General features: G+C 68.5%; 19 protein-coding genes. 15 read left to right on the top strand and 4 right to left on the bottom strand.

The features are described 5' to 3' along the window. Positions 1–68: 68 nt before the first annotated feature. Together KUV62_RS15475 and KUV62_RS15480 are read left to right on the top strand one after the other, a co-directional pair. Complete coding sequence (locus KUV62_RS15475) at positions 69–839, top strand: SapC family protein (RefSeq protein ID WP_315901589.1); 771 nt, start codon at positions 69–71, stop codon at positions 837–839. Next, on the top strand, positions 839–2,329 hold the full coding sequence (locus KUV62_RS15480) for a tryptophan halogenase family protein (RefSeq protein WP_222604618.1): 1,491 nt from the start codon (positions 839–841) through the stop codon (positions 2,327–2,329). The genes KUV62_RS15475 and KUV62_RS15480 overlap by 1 nt, the downstream gene beginning before the upstream one ends. A 76-nt stretch (positions 2,330–2,405) precedes the next feature. Here KUV62_RS15480 and KUV62_RS15485 read toward each other — a convergent pair whose 3' ends face one another. Beyond that, a complete protein-coding gene (locus KUV62_RS15485; protein ID WP_222604619.1) occupies positions 2,406–2,999 on the bottom strand; it encodes a helix-turn-helix transcriptional regulator in 594 nt (197 codons plus the stop codon). A 153-nt stretch (positions 3,000–3,152) separates the two neighbouring features. Between KUV62_RS15485 and KUV62_RS15490 the strand changes: the two genes are divergently transcribed. From KUV62_RS15490 to KUV62_RS15520, 7 genes are all read left to right on the top strand, one after another. Then, positions 3,153–3,755, top strand: coding sequence for a superoxide dismutase (locus KUV62_RS15490; RefSeq protein ID WP_222604620.1), 603 nt, complete (start codon positions 3,153–3,155; stop codon positions 3,753–3,755). Between the two features lie 55 nt (positions 3,756–3,810). Beyond that, positions 3,811–4,182 (top strand): DoxX family protein, encoded by a 372-nt coding sequence (locus KUV62_RS15495; RefSeq protein ID WP_222604621.1) that lies wholly within the window; start codon positions 3,811–3,813, stop codon positions 4,180–4,182. An 82-nt stretch (positions 4,183–4,264) separates the two neighbouring features. Beyond that, positions 4,265–4,471, top strand: coding sequence for a hypothetical protein (locus KUV62_RS15500; RefSeq protein WP_222604622.1), 207 nt, complete (start codon positions 4,265–4,267; stop codon positions 4,469–4,471). Positions 4,472–4,614: 143 nt separating this feature from the next. Continuing rightward, positions 4,615–6,753, top strand: a complete 2,139-nt coding sequence (locus KUV62_RS15505) for a beta-glucosidase (protein ID WP_222604623.1) — start codon at positions 4,615–4,617, stop codon at positions 6,751–6,753. A 29-nt stretch (positions 6,754–6,782) separates the two neighbouring features. Then, entirely contained in the window at positions 6,783–8,183 is a 1,401-nt protein-coding gene (locus KUV62_RS15510; RefSeq protein ID WP_222604624.1) for a carboxylesterase/lipase family protein, read from the top strand. Positions 8,184–8,330: 147 nt separating this feature from the next. Continuing rightward, positions 8,331–9,983, top strand: a complete 1,653-nt coding sequence (locus tag KUV62_RS15515; RefSeq protein WP_222604625.1) for a multicopper oxidase family protein — start codon at positions 8,331–8,333, stop codon at positions 9,981–9,983. Further along, a complete protein-coding gene (locus KUV62_RS15520) occupies positions 9,980–10,441 on the top strand; it encodes a hypothetical protein (RefSeq protein WP_222604626.1) in 462 nt (153 codons plus the stop codon). Before KUV62_RS15515 ends, KUV62_RS15520 begins: the two co-directional genes overlap by 4 nt. Positions 10,442–10,825: 384 nt before the next feature. Here KUV62_RS15520 and KUV62_RS15525 read toward each other — a convergent pair whose 3' ends face one another. Next, entirely contained in the window at positions 10,826–11,146 is a 321-nt protein-coding gene (locus tag KUV62_RS15525; RefSeq protein ID WP_222604627.1) for an ArsR/SmtB family transcription factor, read from the bottom strand. 112 nt (positions 11,147–11,258) lie between these two features. On the opposite strand from KUV62_RS15525, the gene arsB reads away from it, so the two are divergent. Both arsB and arsH read left to right on the top strand, forming a co-directional pair. Beyond that, positions 11,259–12,299, top strand: a complete 1,041-nt coding sequence (gene arsB, locus KUV62_RS15530; RefSeq protein WP_222604628.1) for an ACR3 family arsenite efflux transporter — start codon at positions 11,259–11,261, stop codon at positions 12,297–12,299. A gap of 34 nt (positions 12,300–12,333) precedes the next feature. Continuing rightward, entirely contained in the window at positions 12,334–13,047 is a 714-nt protein-coding gene (gene arsH, locus KUV62_RS15535) for an arsenical resistance protein ArsH (protein WP_222604629.1), read from the top strand. A 431-nt stretch (positions 13,048–13,478) separates the two neighbouring features. Here arsH and KUV62_RS15540 read toward each other — a convergent pair whose 3' ends face one another. Continuing rightward, positions 13,479–14,042, bottom strand: a complete 564-nt coding sequence (locus KUV62_RS15540) for a carboxymuconolactone decarboxylase family protein (RefSeq protein WP_222604630.1) — start codon at positions 14,040–14,042, stop codon at positions 13,479–13,481. A 143-nt stretch (positions 14,043–14,185) separates the two neighbouring features. On the opposite strand from KUV62_RS15540, the gene KUV62_RS15545 reads away from it, so the two are divergent. Beyond that, on the top strand, positions 14,186–14,800 hold the full coding sequence (locus KUV62_RS15545) for a TetR/AcrR family transcriptional regulator (RefSeq protein WP_222604631.1): 615 nt from the start codon (positions 14,186–14,188) through the stop codon (positions 14,798–14,800). A gap of 43 nt (positions 14,801–14,843) precedes the next feature. On the opposite strand, the gene KUV62_RS15550 is transcribed toward KUV62_RS15545, so the two are convergent. Continuing rightward, on the bottom strand, positions 14,844–15,731 hold the full coding sequence (locus tag KUV62_RS15550; RefSeq protein WP_222604632.1) for a LysR family transcriptional regulator: 888 nt from the start codon (positions 15,729–15,731) through the stop codon (positions 14,844–14,846). Between the two features lie 101 nt (positions 15,732–15,832). Here KUV62_RS15550 and KUV62_RS15555 point away from each other — a divergent pair, with 101 nt between their 5' ends. From KUV62_RS15555 to KUV62_RS15565, 3 genes are all read left to right on the top strand, one after another. Further along, positions 15,833–16,330, top strand: a complete 498-nt coding sequence (locus KUV62_RS15555) for a lactoylglutathione lyase family protein (RefSeq protein WP_222604633.1) — start codon at positions 15,833–15,835, stop codon at positions 16,328–16,330. A 115-nt stretch (positions 16,331–16,445) separates the two neighbouring features. Continuing rightward, positions 16,446–17,057, top strand: coding sequence for a TetR/AcrR family transcriptional regulator (locus KUV62_RS15560; protein WP_222604634.1), 612 nt, complete (start codon positions 16,446–16,448; stop codon positions 17,055–17,057). A gap of 14 nt (positions 17,058–17,071) precedes the next feature. Then, complete coding sequence (locus KUV62_RS15565; RefSeq protein WP_222604635.1) at positions 17,072–18,052, top strand: zinc-binding dehydrogenase; 981 nt, start codon at positions 17,072–17,074, stop codon at positions 18,050–18,052. Positions 18,053–18,126 lie beyond the last annotated feature (74 nt).

An 18,126-nucleotide genomic window follows, 5' to 3' on the forward strand; every position in this document is an offset into this window, starting at 1 on the left:
CTTACCGGATAGCCTTCATGAACCGAGACAGGTGTGGGTGGCAACCTGACCCAAAGGGAGGGAACAACGTGACGAAACAATTGATGATCTACGAACGGGCGGTTCCGATTTCGTCCGAACGGCACCGCGACTGGTCGCTCGAGGCCGGGCGCAACTATGCCTTCGCAAAGGAGGTCAACTCGGTGCCGCTGCTGGCCGCCGAGTTCATCCCCGCGGCCACCGACTGCGCGATCGTCTTCGCCGGCGACGACAAGAACATCTTCCCGTCGGTCATCCTCGGGATGCGCGCCAGCGAGAACAACGCCGTCGATTCCGAGGGCAACTGGACCGGCGGCTACATCCCCGCCTTCCTGCGCCGTTATCCCTTCGTCTTTGCCCGCTCCGAGGATGGCAAGACCTTCACGCTCTGCATCGACGAGGAGCACGAGGGCTTCAACAAGGACGGACGGGGCGAGCGCCTGTTCGATGCGGAGGGCAAGCGCACCCGCTACCTCGAGTCGATGCTGACCTTCACCCGCGAGTATCAGGGCCTGTTCGACCGCACGCAGCTGTTCTGCAAGCGGCTGATGGAGCATGATCTTCTGAAGCCCGCGCAGGCGCAGTTCAGCCTGCCCGGCGGCCAGTCGGCCCAGCTCGGCGGGTTCTTCACCATCGACCGCGACAAGCTCAAGGCGCTGCCCCCCGAGATTCTGGCCGAGATGGCCAAGACCGACGAGCTCGAGCTGTGCTACGTGCACCTGCAATCGCTCAACAACCTGACGCCGATGGCGCGCCGCATCGCTGCCGCGCAGGCGGCGGCGCCTCAATCCGACGAGGCACCGGTCTCCGAAGACGCCTGATGCGGGTCACCGTCGTCGGGGGCGGCTCGGCCGGCTGGATCGCAGCCGCCACGCTTCAGGCGCAACTCAACGGGACCGGCCCCGGGCCGGTCTCGATCACCGTGGTAGAAAGCCCGAAGACCCCGCGCATCGGGGTGGGCGAGGCCACGATCCCCACCATGCGCGACATGCTGCGCCGCTTCGGCCTGTCCGAGCGCGGATTTCTCGCGGCCTGTGACGCCAGCTTCAAGCACGGCATCCGCTTCGACGACTGGTCCGGGCCCGGCAGCCGCTGCCTGCACCCGTTCCACCGCCATGCCCTGCCCCGTAACTTCGCCGCGCGCTGGCTGGCGTCCTCCGGCGCGCCGGCCTTCGCCACCGTCGCCTCGGCGCAGGCCGCGCTGATCGAACATCGTCGCGCGCCGCGTCCGGCAGGCGCGCCCGAGTTCAGCGGCCCGGTGCCCTATGCCTACCATCTCGACGCCGAGAAATTCGCCGACCACCTCGCGAGTGAGCTGGCCGCGAAGGGCGTGACGCGGCAGTGCGCCCATGTCACCGGCGTGCTGCGCGAGGGCGAGACCGTCACCGCGCTCCAGACCGAGCACGGCCCGCCGATCACCGCCGATCTCTGGGTCGATTGCACCGGCTTCGCGGGGCTTCTGCTGCCCGAGGAGGGGCGCGACTGGGTCTCCTACGCCGACCGCCTGCTCTGCGACCGGGCGGTGACCATGCGGGTGCCCGAGGACGCCCCCGCCTACACGCCCGATCCCTTCACCCGCGCCCGCGCGCTCGAGGCGGGCTGGTGCTGGGATATCGGCCTGCGCCAGCGGCGCGGGCGCGGCTACGTCTATTCCTCCACCCATCTGAGCGATGCCGAGGCTGAAGCCGCGCTACGCGCCGAGGAAGGCCCGCGCGCCGCCGAACTGCCCGTCCGGGTCATCCCCTTCACCCCGGGCCGGCGCGCCGCGCCCTGGCAGGGCAACGTTGTGGCGCTCGGCCTCGCGGCGGGGTTTCTCGAGCCGCTGGAGAGCACCGGGCTGTTCCTCGCCGATTTCGCCGCCCGCGCGCTGGTCGAGATGTTTCCCGCCGCCCCCGGCCAGCCGGTGCAGCCGCTGGCCCGGCGCTACAATACGCTGCTGGCCGAGATGCATGACGATCTCGCCGACTTCCTCGCGCTGCACTACGCCGTGGCGCAGCGCCGCGACACCGCCTTCTGGCGCGACGCCGCCGAGGCCGCGCTGCGTTCGCAGCGGCTGCGCGAGCTGCTCGAGCTCTGGCAGCTGCGCCCGCCCTCCTTCGCGGATTTCTCCTATCGCTACAGCCCCTTCTCCCATGCGGCATGGGAGTTCATCCTGCTTGGCATGGGCTGGCGCCCGGCCAATGCTGCGGCGGGCACGGCGCCCTGCGCGGCCCCTGCCGAGGCGCTGACCGGGCAGATGCTGAGCGCGCTTCCCGATCACGGCACCCTGCTGCGCCACCTCGCGCCGCGCCGCGACGGGCTCACAGCTTAAGTATCTCGTCGACGGTCAGGACAGGATCAGACCTTGGGCAAAGCCAAGCCGTAACCGCGCGTTCCGCTGAAACAGGTCAGGTCTCGCGGACAAGGTAGGTGCAGCGCCGGCCCCCGCCGATGATATGCTCATCCCGTTCAACGCGGACACTCGGGCCGAGCACGGTCTGGAACACCGCCTTCTCGGCGCGGCAGAAGCCTTGGCAGAAGGTCGCCGCCGCGCAGATCGGGCAATGGTTCTCGACGAGCCGCAAGCCCTCGTCGTCTTCGACCACCTGCGCCATGTAGCCTTCGGCGCTGCGCAGCTCGGCGAGCTTCTCGAGCCGTTCCCGGTGGCCGGAGCAGCCCGACAGGGCCCGGCGATAGTGATCGAGCGTCACCGTCTCGCGCTCGGCGATGATCCGGTCGAGCGCCTCCGGCCCGAGCACCTCGGTGATGCTGCGCAGGATATCGACGGTCAGCGCGGCGTGGGTGTCGGGAAAGCGCGCCTGCGCCTGCTCGGTCAGGTGCCAGTAGACCGCCGGCCGGCCGCGGCCGGCGCTGCGGCGCTCTTCGGCCACCAGCCCGTCTTCCTGCAGCTTGACCAGCTGCTGGCGCGCCGCCTCGCCGGTGATGCCGTGCCGCCTGCCGATCTCGGCTGAGCTCTGCGGACCCTGCATCTTCAGCGTCATCAGAAGCCGCTCGGAGGGAGCACGCGGCGACCAGCGTTCTTTTTCCAAGTCGTCGCTTGACATAATGCCTCCGGTATTAAACAAAGCGCTTACTTGTTTTATTAGCCACCCCGGCCGACGCATGCAAGCGTCGCCGCATCAAGGAGACCTCCGATGACCTTCGAACTTCCCGCCCTTGGCTATTCCCACGCCGCCCTTGCCGAGCGTGGCATGAGCCAGGAAACGCTCGAGCTGCACCACGATAAGCACCACCAGGCCTATGTCACCGCGCTCAACGGGTTCGTCGAGGGCAATGCCGACCTGCAGGGCAAGTCGCTCGAGGAGATCATCGCGCTGAGCTATGCCGACGACGCGCTCGCGGGCGTGTTCAACCAGGCCGGCCAGCACTGGAACCACATCCATTTCTGGAACGCCCTGTCGCCGAACGGCGGCGGCATCCCCGGCGCGCTCGAGGCGAAGCTGGTCGAGTCCTTCGGCTCGGTCGAGGATTTCAAGGCCGCGTTCAAGACCGCCGCAACCACGCAATTCGGCTCGGGCTGGGCCTGGCTTATCCAGAAGGCCGATGGCGGCCTCGCGGTGACCAAGACCCCCAATGGCGTCAACCCGCTGGCCACCGGCGAGGGCACCGCGCTGCTCGGTCTCGACGTGTGGGAGCACAGCTACTACGTCGATTTCCGCAACCGTCGCCCGGATTACGTGAGCAACTTCCTCGACAAGCTGGCGAATTACGAGTTCGCCGAAGCCAACTTGGCCTGAGCACCGCGCACCGGTCCCTTTCGCGGGGGCCGGTGCCGCGCAACTGGAGACATCGATGACTTCCTTCCCCTGGCGCGCCATCCTCGCCTGCCTGCTGGCCGGGTTCTTCCTGCTCGGCGGCGCGCTCAACACCTTCGCCTCGCCCGAGATCGTCGCCGATTACGACCGCTGGGGATATCCGAGCGGCTTCAACCGGCTGACCGGACTGGTCGAATGGGCTGCCGCGCTACTGATCCTGCTGCCCCGCACCCGCATCCTGGGCAGCCTGCTCGGCGCGGCGGTGATGGCGGCGGCGGCGCTGACGGTGCTTCTGCACGGCGAATACGGCCACGCCGTGCCGCCGCTGATCGTGATGTCCGTGTCGCTGCTGACCGCGGCGCTGGCGCGCCCGGCCCGTCGCCCGAAAGGCTTCCACCCGGGCGGCTGACGCACGGCCTTCCCCCCCAACACCCTTCTGCGGGGACAGCGCGTCGCCGCCAACCTATCTGCCAAAGGGCTTCGGCGCCCAGTTGGCCGGCAAGCCGCTGCCGGAGGTTTGGAGCGGCCGGCAGGCGCCGATCCTGATCGGGCTGTCGGTGGTCTTCGTCTTGGTGATGACGCCCACCGGCGCCCGCAAGCGCCTCGGCACACGCCGCAGGGCACACCGCCCTGCCCCGCTGCGCGGCATCATCGAAGCCGAGAGCGATCACGGCGGGACCGCCTCTTCCGAAGACTGATTGCCATGAGCCAGGCTCATGAAACTTCGTGGCGTCTGAGGCATTTGCCATCGAGATCGCGCCCGCGTGGCGGAGCCGCTCCACTCGGGGCCAGGGCCCGCCCCGAGCGGCGCGGCAGACCTAGACCAAGACAGAAGAATACGATGGCACCCGAAACATACCCGTGGCAGGACGCCACGCTCGATCCCGACACGCGCGCCCGCCTCGTGGTGGCCGAAATGACCGAGGACGAGAAGTTCTCATGGCTGTCCGGCCCGATGGCAATCCCGCTCGGCGATACGCCCAAGCCCGACGGCGCGCTCGGCTCCGCCGCCTTCTACCCGGGCATCGACCGGCTCGGCATCCCCGCCATGCAGCAGGCCGATGCCAGCCTCGGGATCAGCAATCTCGGCAATGTGCGCCCCGGCGACAACGCCACCGCCCTGCCCGCCTCGCTGCTGCTCGGTGCCAGCTTCGACATCGATATGGCGCGGCAGACCGGCGAGATGGTGGGCCGTGAAGCCCGCGCCAAGGGCTTCAACGTGCAGCTCGCCGGCGGGGCCAACCTCGTGCGAGAGCCGCGCGGCGGGCGGAACTTCGAATACGTGTCCGAGGACGCGCTGCTGACCGGGCAGATCGCCGGCCATTCGGTGGCGGGCGTGCAGTCGCAGGGCATCGTCTCGACCATGAAGCATTTCGTTCTCAATGCGCAGGAGACCGGACGGGTGATGGTCAGCTCGGACCTGTCCGAGCCCGCGATGCGCGAGAGCGACCTTCTGGCCTTCCAGATCGGGATCGAGATCGGCCAGCCCGGTGCGATCATGCCGGGCTACAACCTCGTCAACGGCGATTACGCCTCGGAGAACACCTTCACCCTGAAAACGGTGCTCAAAGGCGACTGGGGCTATCCCGGATGGGTGATGGCCGACTGGGGCGCGACCCATTCGACCGAGGCGATGCGCGCCGGGCTCGACGTCCAGTCGGGGGCCAATCTCGACCCCGAGCCCTTCTTTGCCGCGCCGCTGCGCGAGGCGGTGGCCGACGGGCGCATCCCGCAGGCTCGCATCGACGAGGCGGTCGCGCGCCAGCTGCGCAGCCTCTTCGCCGTGGGTGCGATCGATCATCCGCCCGCCCCCGGCGGCTCGATCGACCATTCCGCCCATCGCCTGCTGGCACAGCGCGCCGCCGAAGGCGGGATCACCCTGTTGAAGAACGACGGCCTTCTGCCCCTGTCGAAGGGCGCGGCCAGCCGCGTTCTGGTGGTGGGGCATCACGCGGACAAGGGGGTGCTTTCCGGCGGCGGTTCGTCCAACGTCAACCCGATCGGCAGCTTCAGCACCCAAGGAACAGACATCATGGGCATGCAGGTGCAGCGCATCTTCCACCCCTCGGTTCCGGTGGCGGCGGTGCGCGCCGAGTCCGGCGCGGCCAAGGTCGTCTTTGAGGACGGGCGCGATCTGCAGGCGGCCTGCAAGGCGGCTCGCGAGGCCGATCTGGTGCTCGTCTTCGCCGAGGAATGGCGCTCCGAGGGGCTGGATCAATCCGGACTGTCGCTGCCTGAAGAACAGGATGCGTTGATCGCGGCCCTGGCCGAGGCAAACCCCGAGACGGTCGTCATCCTCGAAACCGGCGGCCCGGTCTTGATGCCGTGGCTCGCGAAGGTCCGTGCCGTGCTCGCGGCATTCTATCCCGGTCAGGGTGGCGCCGAGGCCATCGCCGGCATCCTCTGGGGACGTGTCTGCCCGTCGGGCCGCCTCCCGGTGACCTTCCCCGCATCCGAGGCGCAGCTGCCGCACCCGGCGCAGCGCGACCCGGAGACCACGACCTCCAATCCCGGCATGGAGCGCATCGGCGAGATCTTTCACGTCGACTACGATGTCGAGGGGGCGGACACCGGCTACCGCTGGTTCGCCCGCGAGGGCCATGCGCCGCTCTTCCCCTTCGGTTTCGGGCTCTCCTACACCAGTTTCGAGTACAGCGCGCTGCGGGTCGAGAGGCGGGGGCGCGCGCTTGAGGCGCAGGTCGCGGTGACGAACACCGGCAAGGTCGCAGGCGCCGAGGTCACGCAGGTCTATGTCTCCGGACAGGGCCTGAACCGCCGCCTCGCGGGCTTCGCCAAGACCCGCCTCGACCCGGGCGAGACACGCGTGGTCGTCATCCCGCTGGAGCCCCGCCTCTTCGCACGCTGGCAGGACGGATGGCAGATCGCAGCGGGGCCTTACACGGTCTGCATCGGCTCCGACGCCACCGCCATGCGCCTCTGCACCGAGGTTCCCCTGCCGAACCAGGCCTTCCGCCCGTGACGCATCGCGCTATACCCAAGGAGCAGAACATGAAACATTTCAATATCATCAGCCTGCTGGCCCTCGGCCTGATCGGCATGGGAGGCCCTGTCATGGCGAACCCCACGGCATCCATCGCGTCGGGCGACATCTCGGGCAAGACCGACGCCGGTGCGGAGGTTTTTCTCGGCCTGCCCTATGCGCAGCCCCCCGTCGGGCCTCTGCGCTGGAAGGCGCCGCAGCCGGTGGAGGCGTGGTCCGGCCCCCTGGATGCCACCGCGTTCGGACATGACTGCGCGCAGAAGCCGTTTCCCTCCGATGCCGCGCCGCTGGGCACGGAGCCTGACGAGGATTGCCTCTACCTCAATGTCTGGCGGCCCGAAGGCACCGCCGAAGGCGACAGCCTTCCCGTCATGGTCTGGATCCACGGCGGCGGCTTCATCAATGGCGGCGCCTCGGCGCCGGTCTATGATGGCGCAGCGCTGGCGCGGGACGGCATGGTCGTGGTCAGCATGAACTACCGCCTTGGCCGCTTCGGCTTCTTCGCCCACCCTGCCGTGACCGAAGGCGCCAGCGACGAGGAGGCCGGCGGCAATTTCGGCATCCTCGACCAGGCGGCCGGGCTGTCCTGGGTCAAGCAGAACATCGCGGCCTTCGGCGGCGATCCGGATCGGATCACGCTGGTCGGCGAGAGCGCCGGCGGCAGATCTGTGCATATTCTCCTGACCTCGCCGCTGACCGAGGGCATGGCCTCTGGCGCGGTGATCCAGTCGGGCGGAGATGGCGGCAGCGGCATGTCGGCCACGCCCGAGAGCGCGGCTGGGGCGGCGCTGGCCTTCGCCGAGGGCAAGGGCATCGACGGCACCGGGCCCGAGGCCGCCGCGGCCCTCCGCGCCCTGGATGCCGAGGAGGTGATCGACGGCCTCAACCTCGAGGTGCTGTTCTCGCGCCGCAATGAGACCCCCGCGGACTTTCACATGCCGGTGACGGATGGCGTTACGGTGGTCGACACGATCGCCGCCTACGAAAGCGGGCGGTTCTCGGACGTCCCGATCATCATCGGCGCGACATCCGCCGACCTCGGCGGCCCGGACGGGATGATGCTGAGAGGGGCGCGGGACCTGGCCGCCCTGATGACGGAAAACGGCATGCCGACCTGGCACTATGTCTATGACTACGTGGCTGAATCGCAGCGCACGGACAACACCGCCGGGGCCGCTCACGCGTCGGAGATCCCGTTCTTCTTCGGGACGCTGGAGGAGCGGTTCGGCTCGAAAGCCACGGCGCTCGACCGCAGCGCCAGCAAGACGGCCAAGGGCAGCCTCTCGACCTTCGTCAAGACCGGCACGCCCAACGGACCGAGCGCCCCGGACTGGCCTGCCTTCGGCTCGGAGGCCGCGTCGCTGACCTTCGCGCCGGACGGTGGCACGGCGGTCAGCCGGGAGAACTGATGACGTCGCCTGCCGGGCTTCGGGCTCGGCAGGCGCGCCCACTCCTCCGGCGCCGCCAAAAGGGAATCATTGCGCGATGCGGCAATCTTGGGCTGCATAGGGGGCGTTGGTATTCGCGAAGGCTGAGGCGCAGCGCCGGGGGGAGACGTGAGACGAAGAGACTTTCTCCGGTCAGTCGCGGCAGGCTCCGCCGTGGTGCTCGGGGCTGAGACACTGGCGGTTTCGCGCGCGCTGGCGATGCCCGGCGAGCCGCTGCGCACGCTGCCCGAACTGCGCTCCGAGAATGGCCGTGTCCGGACCCAGCTGATCGTCCAGAACGCGCGCTTCCGGGTCGGAGACCGGACCCTGCACATGCCCGCCTACCGGTTCGAGCACATGGCCGAGGGCTCCTTGCCGGGGCCGACCTTGCGAGTGAAGCCCGGCGACCGGGTGGACTGGGATCTGGCGAACCTGATCACCCCGACCGGCATCCCCGACGGCGCCACCCCGGCGCAGCAGGCGATGTTCGACCAGCTCGACTACACCAACGTGCATGTCCACGGGCTTCAGGTCTCGCCGGGCGAGAACCATGACAATGTCTACCAGGTGCTGCGCCCGTTCTGCGCCCCGGAGCGCTACACCTACGACATTCCCGGTCCCGATACCGGCCGCCCCCAGCCCTCGGGCATGTTCTGGTATCACCCGCACAAGCACGGCAGCACCTCGCACCAGGCGTGGCAGGGGCTCTCCGGCGCGATCATCGTCGAGGGGGAGATCGACGCGGTGCCCGAGATCCGCGACCTGCGTGAGCGGGTGATCATTCTCAACGGTCTGCTGGTGAACCCTGCGGGCGAGGTGCCGCGCGCGGCGATGGTGCCCAATTCGGGCTTCTCGCCCTTCTCGCCGATCCCCTCCCAGCCGACCGACATGCTGCTGACGATGAACGGCCAGCTGCGCCCGACGATCGACATCCGGCCCGGCGAGCTGCAGCGCTGGCGCGTGCTCAACGCGGCGCCGCACCGGTTCTTCTGGCTCAATCTCGATGACCATGATTTCTACCAGATCGGGCAGGACGGCATCCCCTTCGCGTCCCCGCGCCCCGTCAAGCGCATCCTCATGGCGCCGGGCAACCGGGCCGAGTTTCTCGTGAGGGGAGGCGACCCCGGCAGCTATGCGCTGCATGCGGACATCTACGAGCAGGGCCATCCCGGCGGAGCCCGCCCCGGCTGGATCATCGGCAGCGTCGAGGTCGGCGGCGCGCCGCGGCAGGATCCGATGCCGACGCGGCTGGTCGCGCCGCCCGAGATGCCGGACCTGCCCATCGCCAACCGGCGCGAGATCCGCTTCAAGGGCGAGATCTCGGGCAACGATCCCGCCGGCGATCAGGATGCAAGCGGAGACGGGGCCCTCGTGCCGGTCAAGTTCTACCTCGACGGCAAGGTCTTCGCGCTCAACCGCATCGACCAGAAGGTGCTGGGCGGCACGGTCGAGGAGTGGACGCTGATCAACGAGGACGTCTTCCAGCACCCGTTCCACATCCACGTGAACCCGTTTCAGGTGGTGGCGATCAATGGCCAGCCGACAAATGATGACACCTGGTGGGACGTCATCGCGCTGCCCTCGAAGGGCGCGCTGACGATCCGGATCTATTTTCGCCCCGACGTGTCGGGAAAGACCGTCTATCACTGTCACATCCTGCCGCACGAGGACAACGGCATGATGGCGAACCTGTTCATCTACCCGCCCGGGACCGACATGGCGAATCCGCCGCCGGTCCCGGATACGCCAATGCCGTCGGGATCGGGGCCCTGCACCATATGACACGGCTCGGTCTCGCACTCCTTCTCGCCAGCCTCGGCACCGGCGCCTTTGCAGAGACGCGGTATCTGCCGTGGCCCGAGGACGGCGCCGCACCGCGGCCCTACATCTTCACCCAGCAGCACAATGTCGAGAACCGGCCCGATGCGGAGGGCCGGGTGCAGCTGATCCGCAAGGGCTATCCGCTGCAGGTGCAGCTGCCCGGCAACCCGGCCATATGGAGCTTCCGCGCCGAGGAGAGCGAGAACGTCGCCTATCGCGGCCGGACGATGGTCTATTCCCCCAACCGCATCGCGGGCACGGAGTCGCTTCTGGTCTTCGACCTCGAGCTGTCCCCCGAGGTGCGGGACGGTGACGAGGGGCGGATCACCTTCACCACCGATCAGTTGCCAAGCGCGCTGGAGAGGGTGGTTCCGGGCGGCGTGTTCGTCCTGCGCTTCACGGTGATCGATCCGGGCTGAGCCCTGCGCTTTGGTGCGGCTGCGGCGCCCGGCCCATCGGTCTGGACGCGGGATCCCTGCGGCTTTTCGCGAGGGCCGGCTGACCGCGCCCGGGTGGATCGTCGGGGCCTTGCACGGCGATGGCGCTAGAGGGGGATCTTGAGCGATTGGACCAGGTGCCGATCCGCGTTTTCAGGACCCGGACGTCCCGCCGTCGCAGCGTCTCGTCGCCGCTCGAACGCAGTGGTCGGGAGCACGGCCGTTGCCGGGAACGGCGCCTTGCCTTAGGGGAGCGCCTCGCGTGGGCGAGGTTTGGGCCGGTGGTATCGTGATGATCGGCGCGGCGGGTCGTGCGGGAAATTCGGCGGCGCAGTCGGTCGCTGCGCGCTGCGCCCCATGCGGGCCCTAGCCCGGCAGACCGATCCCGGCGCAGGCGCTGGAGTCGCCGCCGCAGCAATCCTCGAGCAGGAACCGCACCAGCCCGTTCACCGCGTCGAGCCGCGGCGCGTACTGGATCTCCCGATGCTGGCGTTCGCTGCTGACCAGCCCGGCGCGCTTCAGCGCCGCCAGGTGCCCTGAGAGGGTCGAGGGCTTGATGTCCAGAAGCCGCCCGATCTCCATCGCCGGTGTGCCCGCAGGGCCGCGCTGCACGAGCAGCCGGAAGATCCTGAGCCGGGTGTCATGGGCAAGCGCGCTGAAGGCGTCGATGGCGGCGGTCTGTTCCATAATTCGTCATTACGCGAAATGAGGAATGTTGACAAGCGAGGCCCCTCTGACCTATCCGTCAATCAATTCGCGAATACGCGAAATGACAAATTCATGCCAACCCGGAGTCCCCATGTCCGACACGACCGCCCCCGCCCCGATGGGCCGCTTCGAGCGCCTCCTGACCCTCTGGGTTGCGCTTGCGATGGTGGCGGGCATCGCGATCGGCACGGCGCTGCCCGGGCTGGTCAACGCCATCGCGGCGGCCGAGCTCGCCTCGATCAACCTCGTGGTGGCGGTGCTGATCTGGGCGATGGTCTACCCGATGATGGTCAGCGTCGATTTCGGTGCCGTGGCCGGGGTCGCGCGGCAGCCGAAGGGTCTCCTGGTGACGTTGGTCGTCAACTGGCTGATCAAGCCCTTCACCATGGCCCTGCTCGCGGTGCTGTTCTTCGAGCATCTCTTTGCGCCCTGGATCGCCCCGGAAGATGCGGCGCAATACATCGCCGGGCTGATCCTGCTCGGCGCGGCGCCCTGCACTGCCATGGTCTTCGTCTGGAGCCAGCTCACGCGGGGCGATGCCACCTATACGCTGGTTCAGGTCTCGGTGAACGATCTCATCATGGTGGTGGCCTTCGCGCCCATCGTGGCGCTGCTCCTCGGGGTGACCGAAATCGCGGTGCCCTGGGACACGCTGGTGCTGGCCACGGTGCTCTACGTGGTGCTGCCGCTGGTGGCGGGGCTGCTGACGCGCCGCGCGCTCGGGTCCGAGGCCGCCATCGCGGATTTCACCGCCCGCATCAAGCCGCTGTCGATGATCGGCCTCATTGCCACCGTAGCCATCCTCTTCGGCCTGCAGGGCGAGGTCATCCTCGCAAGGCCGCTGGTGATCGCCCTGATCGCGGTGCCGATCCTGATCCAGAGCTACGGCATCTTCGCGCTGGCCTATGGCGCAGCATGGCTGCTGAAAGTGCCGCACCGGATCGCCGCGCCCTGCGCCATGATCGGCACGTCGAACTTCTTCGAGCTGGCGGTCGCCGTCGCCATCAGCCTCTTCGGACTGAACTCGGGCGCGGCGCTGGCCACCGTGGTGGGGGTTTTGGTCGAGGTGCCGGTGATGCTGTCGCTCGTGGCCTTCGCCAACCGCACCCGCGCCCGCTTTCCCGCCACCTGAGCCTCCCGAGAAGCCTCGCCCCAAGGGAACCGACATGACCGACACGCCGCAGATCACCGACGCCGCCTTCGCGCCCATAGACCCCGACGCTCTCTTCCCCACCGGGCGCAGCAGCCATCCCCCGCGCATCCTGATCCTCTACGGATCGCTGCGCGAGCGCAGCTTCTCGCGCTTTGCCGCCGAGGAGGCTGCGCGCATCCTTACCCGCTTCGGTGCCGAGGTAAGGCTCTTCGATCCGCGCGACCTGCCCGCGCCGGACAGCGCCCCGACCGATCACCCCAAGGTGGCCGAGCTGCGCGACCTTGTGAGCTGGTGCGAGGGCATGGTCTGGTCTTCGCCCGAACGCCACGGCGCGATGACCGGGATCATGAAGAGCCAGATCGACTGGATCCCCCTGTCGCTGGGCTCGGTGCGGCCGACGCAGGGCAAGACACTGGCGGTGATGCAGGTCTGCGGCGGTTCGCAATCGTTCAACACGGTCAACCAGCTGCGCATCCTCGGGCGCTGGATGCGGCTGCTGACCATCCCCAACCAATCCTCCGTCGCCAAGGCCTGGGACGAGTTCGACGAAGACGGCCGGATGAAGCCCTCGCCCTACTACAACCGCATCGTCGACGTGATGGAGGAGCTGGTGAAGTTCACCCTGCTGACCCGCGACATCCGCGATCAGCTGGTGGACCGCTACTCGGAGCGGGTCGAGGATCACGCGGCCCTGTCGGCACGGGTCAACCAGTCGAAGGCAGTGTGATGCCTTGGCTGGCGGCGGCGGTATAAGCGGCGCCGGGGGCGTATGCGCGCCCGCTTCAGCCTCGGACGCCAGCCGTCGAGATCGGCCTGGAGACGGGGTCGCGCCGCTGCGTTGACAGGTCATCGGGGGCCGGACGTCCGGGCTCGGCCTGAATCGCCGCGAGCCGGCGGGCGTCGGTTTTGATTGCTCGCGCGGGCCCGCTTTCGCCGGACGGCCCGGCCTCGGCGATCCGGTACTCTCGCAAGGCGCCGCGTTTTTCGGCCGAGTCGCGGGATTGGCGCGTTTTGCAAGCAAGCGCTCAGGCTGGGGGCGATCCAGTCTGAGGCCGTGGTGCGGCGCCGTAGCGCGCTCAGCTGTGCAAGGTGGCTCGCGCCCAGGCGCGGCGAGAGGCACCCAGTGATCCGGGTGCCTCCCTTGAGACCGTCCCGCGATCAGCGCTGCGCCTTCGGGGTCCAGGCGAATTTCTGCATCGGCGCGTCCACCGGCGTCTGGGCCACGTGGTTGGTGTAGTTGCTCATCACCTTCTGGGCGAGCCCGAGGATGATATCGAGCACCTGCCGCTCGCCGTAGCCCGCCGCGTAGAACGCCCCGAATGCGTCTTCGCCCGGGTTGCCACGGGTCTCCAGCATCGCCAGCGTGAAGCTCCGTAGCGCCTCGAGCTTGTCGCTGGGCAGCGGGGTCTCGTCGCGCAGCGCGTCGGAGATGCCGTCGCTCACGCCCATCATCTTGGCGATGCCGGTATGGGCCGGCACGCAGTAATGGCACTCGTGGTAGACGTTGATGGTCTGCCAGACGACGGTCTTCTCTTCAGCATCAAAGGCCGTCTCCTCGGCGAAGAGCCGGTGCAGCGTCTGGTAACCGTCGAGCAGCGGCGGCGAGCCCGCCATCACCGAATGCAGCCCCGGCAGGCGGCCGAAAGCCTTCTTGGATTTCTCGATCAGCGGTAGCGAGTCAGCCGGCGCGTTGCTGTCGTCGAAGCGTTCGAACTTGGTCATGAGATCTGGCCCTTTCCGTGGGTCTGAGGTGCGATGCGCCGAACCTGACCATTTTTGAGCAATCGCTCAAGTAATATTAGAGTGATCGCTCAAGAATCCCTCCCCCCCTTCTTTTCGCCCCCGCAAATGCCTATGGTCCCGGCATGGCACGCACCGCTTCCTATGACCGCGAGGCCGCGCTCGACGCGGCGATGACCCTGTTCTGGGTCAAGGGCTATCACGCGACCTCGCTGAAGGATCTCGAGCAGGCGCTGCAGATGCGCCCCGGCTCAATCTACGGCGCGTTCCGGAGCAAGGAGGCGCTGTTTCGCGCCACGCTCGATCGCTACGGCGCGCGCATGGCCCACGATCTCGAGACCCTGTTGGCGCGTGCGGACTCGCCGATCGAGGCGCTGCAAAGCCACCTGCGCAGCCTCGCCGAGCTGCGCCCCGGTGATCGCCCGTCGACCGCCTGCATGCTGGTGAAGTCGCTGCTCGAAGTGCCCGGCGAGGCCGAGCTGCGCGCCGTCGTGCTGGGGCATCTCGATACCGTGGAGGGCCTGCTGGCCGGGGCCCTGCGGCGGGCGCAAGCGATGGGAGAGCTGCCGCCGGGAAGCGATCCCGACCGCATCGCGCGGCGGCTGCAGACCTATATCTTCGGCCTCAAGATCCAGGCGCAGCGCGAGCACGATCCCGAGCGCATGCGCCTGCTCTGCGCCGATCTCGCCGACGAACTGGGCCAGCTGCGCCGACCGCAGGCGGCGTCATCCGCAGGCTGACCCATCGCCAAGCCGTCCCAGAGATAGCGTTGCATCTCGTACGCTAGAGTCGCTGTGCCGCCTCGCGGATCAGGCTTGCGGCATGAGCCGCGCGCGCCGTCGCAACCCGCCCCTTGCGGTTGACCAGCCAGAGCTCATGCCAGCGGCGCTGCGCCATCGGCGCCACACGCAGATCCTGCTTGCCGGCAAAGGCCTCGACCCCGCTGCGCGGCAGCAGCGTGTAGCCGATCCCCTTTGCGACCGGCGCCGGAATCTGCCCGATCTGGTTGAGAAACCCCCGCAGGCGCAGCCGGTCGGCACCGGGATAGGCGTCTGGAAAGTTCAGCCCCAGCAACTCGTCGGCATAGGCAAAGCCGTCCGGATGCGCGATGAAGCCGCGCGCCTCCAGGTCCGCGAGATCCGGCATCCGGTCCGGCGCCTCCTTCGGCAGCACCAGGCACAACTCCTCGCGCCCGAGATAGCGCGCCTCAAGCCGCGCGTGGCCGGGAGCGGCGCCCAGCACGCCAAGATCGAAGCGCCCTTCGAGTAGGCCGGCGCGGATCTCGCCCTGCGGCGCCGCGACCAGCCGCACCAGCAGCGCCGGGGCCCGCGCCATCCAGTCCAGCAGCAGCGGCGAGAGCAGCATGGCAAAGCTGCCGGAACAGCCGATAGAGAGCGCGCCGGCATCCCGGTCATCGGTCTCGATCGCCTCGCGCAGCCGCGCCTCCTCGCCGCGTCGCGACAGACCGAGCGCAAAGACCGCATCTCCGGCGGCGGTCAGGGTGAAGCGCTTGCCCTCGCGCGCGATCAGCGGCTGGCCGACCTGATCCTCGAGCTTCCTGAGATGCTGCGAAACGCCGGGCTGGGTCATGTTGAGCCGCTCCGCGGCGCGGGTGAAATGGCCGGCCTCGCACAGCGTGGTGAAGGTCTCGAGCCAGGTGGCGTTCAGCATTTATATTACAAACAATTATCATTGGTATCCCATATGATAATTTCACATGCGGGCGCGGGATGTCTACCTCCGGGGCACACAGCCAAGCAAGGAGACAGCCAATGCAACAGACCCCCCGCACCTTCTCGCATATCGGGCTTTCGGTTCCCGACCTCGACGCCGCGGTCAAATTCTACTCGGAGGTGCTCGGCTTCTACGTCGTCATGGCGCCCTCCGAGGCGGTCGAGGATGACAGCGCCATCGGCGTCATGTGCACCGACGTCTTCGGCCCCGGCTGGGGCTCGCTGCGGATTGCGCATCTGGCGACAGCCGACGGCATCGGCATCGAGATCTTCGAGTTTCCGGGGAATTATGCCCCGGAGGACAAGCTCGAGCACAAGCGTCACGGCACCTTCCACTTCGCGGTGCAGGATCCCGATGTCGAAGGGTTGACCCGGCGCATCGTCGAAGCCGGCGGCCGCCAGCGCATGCCGGTGCGCGAGTATTTCCCCGGCAAGAAGCCCTACCGCATGGTCTATGTCGAAGATCCGTTCGGCATCGTCTTCGAGCTTTACAGCCACAGCTACGAGCTGACCTACTCCGCCGGCGCCTATGAGTGACGCGCGGCGCGGCCCCGCCATGTCGCGGGGCCGCGGTCCCGCCCGGATTCGAGGCCGGTCACAGCTTTGCGAGGGTTACTAGACGACCGGTCTATTATCTCCTATCTCGCCGTTCATGACAGAGGAAAGCAAATCGGATCTCACGCGGAAACGCATTCTCGACGCCGGACGCGGCCTGCTGCTGCGCCACGGGTTCTCGGGGGTGGGGCTGTCCCGCATCCTCGCCGAGAGCGGCGTGCCGAAGGGGTCGTTCTACTACTACTTCGCCTCCAAGGAGGCCTTCGGCGCGGCCCTGCTTGAGGATTACGTCGCGGGCTATCTCGAGCGCTTCGATGCCCTCATCGACAGCCCTGGCAGCGCCGGCGACAAGCTCGCGCGGTTCTGGGATGCTTGGCTGGCCGAGGCCGGGCACGCAGGCATCGCCGGCGAATGCCTCGTGGTGAAGCTCGGCGCCGAGATCGCCGATCTCTCGGAGCCGATGCGCGAGATCCTCGACCGCGGCGTCGACGCACTCGTGGCGCGCATCGCCCGCCTGCTGCGCGACGGCGCGGAGGATGGCAGCGTGGCCCGAGTCGGCGATCCCGACGCCACCGCCCGGATGCTCTATGCCCGTTGGCTCGGCGCCGCGGTGCTCGCCAAGCTCGCGCGGAGCGATGCGCCCCTGCGCATGGCGCGCGAGGAGACCTCTGCCCAGCTTGCCCCCACCGGGGCAGACCCCACCGACTGAAAGGAAAGACCAGCATGTTCGCTGCCATCCACGACACCTTCGGCGAGCCCGCCGATGTTCTTGACGCGCGCGAGATCGAGCGCCCCGAGCCCGGGCCGGGCGAGGCGCTGATCCGCATGGTGCTGTCGCCGATCCACAATCACGATCTGTGGACGATCCGCGGCAGCTACGGCTACAAGCCGCCGCTGCCCGGCGCCATCGGCGGCTCCGAGGCGCTTGGCATCGTCGAGGCGCTTGGCGAGGGCGTCGATCCCGAGCTGCTTGGCAAGCGCGTCGCCGCGGCCGGGGTGCACGGCGCCTGGGCGGAGTATTTCACCGCCCCCGCCTCCGCGCTGCTGCCGCTGCCCGAGGCCATTCCCGACACCGCCGGCGCCCAGCTCGTGGCGATGCCGTTCAGCGCGCTGTCGCTGCTCGAGACGCTGAAGGTCGGTGAAGGCCAATGGCTGATCCAGACCGCCGCCAACGGTGCGGTCGGCAAGATCATGTCCGGGCTCGCCAGAGCGCGCGGCATCCACCTGCTCAACCTCGTGCGCCGCGACGAGGCCGCCAACGAGCTGCTCAAGACCGGCATGACCAACGTGCTCTCGACCGCAGATCCCGACTGGAAGTCCAAGGCGCGCGCCCTGATCGGCGAGGCCGGCGCGGTCTCGGCCATCGACTCGGTCGGCGGCGAGATGGCGGCGAGCCTCGTCGACCTGCTGGGCACCGATGGCGAGCTGGTGGTTTTCGGCACCGCGACCGGCGCGCCGCTGGCGCTGTCCTCGAGCGATCTCATCACCAAGCACATCACGGTGAAGGGCTTCTGGGGAGCGCGGGTCAGCCAGGAGATGGCGCTCGACACCCGCCGCCGCCTGATCGGCGAACTGGTCGAGCTGGCCGCGCGCGGCGAGCTGCCGCTCGAGACCGGTGGCAGCTACTCCCTGTCGCGCAGCGCCGACGCGATGAAAGCGGCGCTGACGCCCGGCCGGGCCGGCAAGATCATGCTGCGCCCCTGAGCGCCGAGCGCGCTCGGCAACCGCGCCACAGGCCCCTTGCGCGGGCCTGTGGCGCGCGGAGCACCGGGCCGGAT

Origin of the sequence: Salipiger bermudensis, assembly GCF_019801965.1 — a bacterium.
In the GTDB taxonomy this organism is placed as follows: domain Bacteria; phylum Pseudomonadota; class Alphaproteobacteria; order Rhodobacterales; family Rhodobacteraceae; genus Salipiger; species Salipiger bermudensis_A.